Source organism: Acidisoma sp. L85 (genome assembly GCF_009765865.1).
GTDB lineage: Bacteria > Pseudomonadota > Alphaproteobacteria > Acetobacterales > Acetobacteraceae > Acidisoma.
Map to the genome: position 1 here is coordinate 1 of NZ_LMUQ01000034.1, position 359 is coordinate 359.

General features: G+C 63.2%; 1 protein-coding gene. It reads left to right on the top strand.

Going from position 1 to position 359, the window contains the following annotated elements:
- Positions 1-359 (top strand): DDE-type integrase/transposase/recombinase (locus GSQ83_RS08990; protein ID WP_216850008.1); only part of this gene is annotated, 359 nt, incomplete at both ends.

A 359-nucleotide genomic window follows, 5' to 3' on the forward strand; every position in this document is an offset into this window, starting at 1 on the left:
CGGCACCGTGCTTGACGTTCTGGTACAGGCCCGCCGCAGCGCCGGGGCAGCGAAGCGCTTCTTCAAGCGTCTCCTGAAGGAGCTGCAATACGTACCGCGCGTTCTCATCACCGACAAGCTGAAGAGCTACGGCGTGGCCCAACGCGAGCTTCTGCCTGATGTCGAGCACCGGCAAAGCCGCTACCTGAACAATCGCGCCGAGAATTCGCATCGCGCGACCCGGCGCCGCGAACGGGAAATGCAGCGCTTCAAATCGCCGCGGCAGGCTCAGCGGTTCCTCTCGGCTCACGCCTTCATCTACGGCCACTTTCGACCACGACGCCATCTGCTGACGGCACGCAGCTATCGGATGATGCGTT